Source organism: Dokdonella sp., from assembly GCF_041395345.1.
Classification (GTDB): Bacteria; Pseudomonadota; Gammaproteobacteria; order Xanthomonadales; family Rhodanobacteraceae; genus Dokdonella.
In genome coordinates, this window is sequence record NZ_JAWLAR010000032.1 from 1 (window position 1) to 4,547 (window position 4,547).

The following is a 4,547-nucleotide window of genomic DNA, read 5'->3' on the forward strand; positions in this document are numbered from 1 at the left end:
TGAATCCGGGCTCGCTGCCGTAGAGAAAGACACTCTGACCCCAGTCGGTATGCCGGCGAAAGACGAGACGCACCTGATCGCCGTTCGCGCCACCGTCACTGGATTGGTAGATCGTGGCCGTGCTCTGCGTTCCACCGGCCATCGGCGATGTCTGGTAGGTCCACAGACGTGCCATACGCCGCGCCTCGCCTTCTGTCGTCGCCTTCTCGCGCAAGGCCTCGATGTCGGGCCGGATGCGTGCGGCAGCAGCACTGTCGGGATACATCTTGAGCAATTCGTCGCCGAGGGGAAGTGCCAGCTCGGCGTTGCCCGCCTTGAGCATCTCTTCGTACATCGCGTAATGCTGTTCCGCCCTGGCTTCCTGCTGGGCCCTGGCCGCTGCAATGGCTTCAGGCGAGGGCGCGGCGGTTTGTTCCTGCTTGTTGCAGGCACTTGCAAGGGCAAGCAGTAGTACAGGGACAACCACTACGTTGAAAATTCGCATCGACAAGGATCCCGCTGAATGATTGAGCCACCCAATATACCGCCGATAGCCTGCAGCATGTCGTCGCCCGCGACTGCGCACGTGCCGTCCTGATTGCGGGCTATCATTGCTGATGATGACTGACCTGAGCATGACGCTTCGAGAACTCCTGGGGCTTGCGCACCCTGTTTCGGTTGAATTCCAGCGAGGCGACGTCGAAGAGGCCGTCGGATTCAACCGGGAACGGATCGAGTACCGGGGACGGGAAGGCGACGTCATCCCGGCTTTCCTGTTCACACCGAGGGGCCGTGACATGCTCGGCGGTGTGGTTGTCTTTCACCAGCACAATGGGGAGTTCCACTTCGGCAAGAGTGAGGTAGCCGGCTTGGTCGGCGATGCCTTTCAGGCCTTCGGGCCGGCGCTCGCTCGCAGAGGCCTCGCCGTTCTGGCCCCGGACTCCATCTCTTTCGAGGATCGACGAGGAGCGGTTCGCGGGGTTGAGCCGGACCACTACGACTGGCTTCAGCACTACAACGCCATGAGCTACCGATTGGTCGATGGTGACCTGCTGATGAGGAAGTGCCTGGATGACGCCCAACGGGCGCTGAGCGTCTTGCTCCAGGCCACCGAGCTGGACGAGCGACTCGTGGGCGTGGCAGGCCACTCCTACGGTGGTTACACCGCGCTCTACCACGCGGCAGTCGATGCACGATGCAGGTTCACGTGCGTCAGCGGTGCCGTGTGCAGCTTCGAGACGCGCCGCCGGGAAGGCACCGGGATCTCTCTCTTCGAGACCGTGCCCGGTCTCGCACGCCAGATCGACACGCACGATGTTCTTGCAGGCATCGGGCCTCGGCCGACAATGGTGGTGTCGGGTACCGGGGACAAGTATTCACGGGATGCGGACCAGGTAGTGGCCAAGGTCGCCGGCGACTTCATCACCGAGCTCCGCGTCGAGAGCGGACACGCTCTCGATCGAGAGAGGTTCGATGCGATCGTCGAGTGGATTGTCGGCCGCGCATCCGATCGATGAGAAGCGACACCTGACGCAGAATTGCGTCTGATTGCAGGCAGGACCTTCGCCAGCGACTCCGGGCATTGGTAGCATCGGCGATTGGCGTTGCCGGGCGAGTTTCAAGCCGCGTGGCATGCCCTTGCCGACTCCCCATCATCCATTCCCGATTCCCGACCCCATGCGCAAGATCCTTCACGTCGACATGGACGCGTTCTATGCATCGGTCGAACAGCGGGATGATCCCTCGCTGCGTGGTCGGCCGGTGGTCGTCGCCTGGCGTGGTGCGCGCTCGGTGGTCTGTGCGGCGTCTTACGAGGCGAGGACCTTTGGCGTGCGTTCGGCGATGCCGGCCATACGTGCCGAACGACTGTGTCCGGACGCGGTCTTCGTGCCGCCCGACTTCACTCGCTATCGTGCCGTGTCGCGCCAGGTGCGCGAGATTTTCCTGCGCCATACCGACCTCGTCGAACCACTGTCGCTCGACGAAGCCTACCTCGATGTCACCGAGAATCACGGCCGCCTGCCTTCAGCCACGGCGGTAGCCCGGGCGATCCGAGAGCAGATCCGCGAGGAAACTTCACTGACCGCCTCGGCCGGAGTTGCACCCAACAAGTTCCTCGCCAAGATCGCCTCGGACTGGAACAAGCCCGATGGCCTGTTCGTGATCAAGCCGGATGCCGTAAGAGACTTCCTGACGCCACTATCGGTCGGGCGAATCCACGGCGTCGGCAAGGTCATGGACGGCAAACTCGCCGAGCTTGGCATTCGCACGGTCGGTGACTTGCGCGCCCGTGATGTGCACGAGCTTGAGAGCCTTTTCGGCCGCTACGGTCGGCGACTGCATGAACTCAGCAACGGCATCGACGAAAGCGCCGTGACGCCCGACCGGCCGGTACAGTCGATATCGGCCGAGGATACCTTTGCCGAGGATCTGCCGCTGGCGGATCTCGAGCCGGCGATCCGCGAACTGGCCAGCAAGGTCTGGACTGCGAGCCGCAAGGTCGAACGCGTCGGGCACACCGTGGTACTCAAGCTCAAGACCCGTGAATTTCGCATCCTCACGCGCAGCCTGACACCAGCGACGATGCCCGAGTCCGCAGATGAACTGGCCACACTCTCCCTGGCACTGCGCGAACGCGTGAACCTGCCTGAATCCACGCGCTATCGCCTGGTCGGGGTCGGCATCAGCAATTTTCGCGATGCCGACGAACTGGGAGAACAGGCTGGCCTGTTCGGTGGCGATGGCGATTCGACAAGCACTGGCTAGCGTCGTCGCCGCGCACGCCAGGCTTCGATCTTTCGTGAAATCCAGACATCGAGCCGGTCGAGCAGGCGCGCCGCGAACAGTGACTCCTCTGCCACGAGCACGGCACCAAGAATCAGGGCCAGGATTCCGGGGCCGGGCAGGACGAGCATCGCCACGCCGGCCAGCATGATCAGCACGCCGAGCCCGCTGATCAGGACCTTTCGCACCAGACCACTCCTGCTTCCGCGGCGCAGTCGATAGCGAGTCACGAAACGGCGGCCCCTGGGGGTGGCTGCAAAGTGTTTCCATTGTCTGCGCACGCTGGCAGTCATCGATGCCCCTGTACTTGTATGGTGCAAGAACCCGCACCCGGCGAATGCTGGCCATGCATCGATCAGTCTGAACGTTTCAGGTGAACCGCTCCGAAATGACCGTGTTGTATGCTTGAAGTTCATCACGGCAAGGAGCTGGACGTGACGCGATTCATTGCATTGCTGTTCACCCTGATGGGTGCTTGCGAGGCGGTGGCGGCAGAGCAACCCGACCGCGTCCGGGAGAGCAGCGAAGGGCACTACAACGCCAGCCTTGTCGAAAGCCTGCTCGCAGAAGGAACGCCCCGCGCGCTGGTACTGGCAGCGACGTCCCTGCCGTATGCCGGGAACCCAGCGGGCCTATCGCGCCAGGCTCTTCTGGATCGAGCCGCACAAGCCGCGCCAGATGACCCCTTCGTCCAGTGGTTCGCCGCACTCTACACCGCGCCCGCCACCACCTTGTCGGAACCGGCGAAAGCGGTGCTGCGCCTGGAGCCAGACAATGGAGCAGCCTGGATGTTCGTGCTTCAAGCCGCCAGCGAGGCAAAAGACGAGAACGGCGTTACCGAAGCGCTTGCACATCTTGGTGCTGCGGCCGCCTTTGACGAGCACTATGTTGATTTCACACTGGCATGGATGGAAGCATTCCGGGCCCATCCCCGACCCGCGCAGCCTGAACTCGACCGCGAGCAGGCCTTGGCCGAAGAACCTCTGATCATGGCAATGGCACGAAGTACGGCGCTGGCCTTGCCCGCCTTCTCGAGCCTGATTTCCGCCTGCAGTGACAAGAGCGTCGACTTGCTTGCGGGCCGTCGCGATGCCTGCATCGCTGCGGCGCGCCTCATGGCAGGGCAATCCACGGCAATCATTTCGCGCGGCATGGGCAACGCCCTGCTTCGCCGCAGCGGCGCTCCGGAAGCCGCCACCGCCATGCGCGACTTCGAATACATCAACTCTCGCTATGCGTTGCTTTCGAGCACGCTCGAATGCGACCCCGTCGAGTTCGACGCGTTCGAGGCCGACTGGATGGAAACGCGCAACGAAATCCAGGTCGCCGAACGAGCCCTGTTGCGAGACGGCCAGCTGCTGCAACCGCCATCGGACTGGCAGCCAGACGATGGGTCGCTGCCTCCAGTCGACAGGACAGGCTGTCACTAAACCGACACGATCCGCCCGCCTGTAGTACGCTCTCCCGCGCTGTGCAACCCGACGGAGGCCTAGATGCTGAGAGTCCTGGTGGCGAGTTCCAAGGGCGGTTGTGGCAAATCCACGATCGCGACGAATCTGGCGGCGCACTCTGCGCTCAAGGGCAAGGCGACCGTGTTGGCCGATGCCGACCGCCAGGCCTCAAGCAGCCGATGGTGCGAAAAGCGCGCTGTCCTCGATACCGCCGTATTGCCCATCGATGCCACGCGCAAGGGCTGGCAGCAGCGTATCCCGGAAGACGCCGAGCGCGTCATCATCGATTCCGGTGCCGGTATCCGGGCCAGCGAAATCGCGGAGTTTCTCGAC

6 protein-coding genes and 1 pseudogene are annotated in these 4,547 nt (G+C 63.2%); 4 read left to right on the top strand and 3 right to left on the bottom strand.

What is annotated here, in order from left to right; all coding sequences use genetic code 11:
- Window positions 1–484: pseudogene (locus R3F00_RS17815) on the bottom strand (hypothetical protein); the annotation flags it as partial.
- 103 nt (window positions 485–587) lie between these two features.
- Complete coding sequence (locus tag R3F00_RS17820) at window positions 588–992, bottom strand: hypothetical protein (protein WP_371283073.1); 405 nt, start codon at window positions 990–992, stop codon at window positions 588–590.
- A gap of 9 nt (window positions 993–1,001) precedes the next feature.
- On the opposite strand from R3F00_RS17820, the gene R3F00_RS17825 reads away from it, so the two are divergent.
- Window positions 1,002–1,496, top strand: coding sequence for an alpha/beta hydrolase family protein (locus tag R3F00_RS17825; protein WP_371283074.1), 495 nt, complete (start codon window positions 1,002–1,004; stop codon window positions 1,494–1,496).
- A gap of 160 nt (window positions 1,497–1,656) precedes the next feature.
- Window positions 1,657–2,745 carry a DNA polymerase IV gene (gene dinB, locus R3F00_RS17830; RefSeq protein ID WP_371283075.1) on the top strand — a complete coding sequence of 363 codons (1,089 nt, stop codon included), beginning with the start codon at window positions 1,657–1,659 and terminating at the stop codon, window positions 2,743–2,745.
- Here dinB and R3F00_RS17835 read toward each other — a convergent pair.
- Window positions 2,742–2,951, bottom strand: coding sequence for a PGPGW domain-containing protein (locus R3F00_RS17835; RefSeq protein ID WP_371279706.1), 210 nt, complete (start codon window positions 2,949–2,951; stop codon window positions 2,742–2,744). The two genes, dinB and R3F00_RS17835, sit on opposite strands and share 4 nt — an antisense overlap.
- A gap of 213 nt (window positions 2,952–3,164) precedes the next feature.
- Between R3F00_RS17835 and R3F00_RS17840 the strand changes: the two genes are divergently transcribed.
- Window positions 3,165–4,193 (top strand): hypothetical protein, encoded by a 1,029-nt coding sequence (locus R3F00_RS17840; RefSeq protein WP_371283076.1) that lies wholly within the window; start codon window positions 3,165–3,167, stop codon window positions 4,191–4,193.
- A gap of 63 nt (window positions 4,194–4,256) precedes the next feature.
- The coding region (locus R3F00_RS17845; protein WP_371283077.1) for a ParA family protein at window positions 4,257–4,547 on the top strand (291 nt) is incomplete at its 3' end.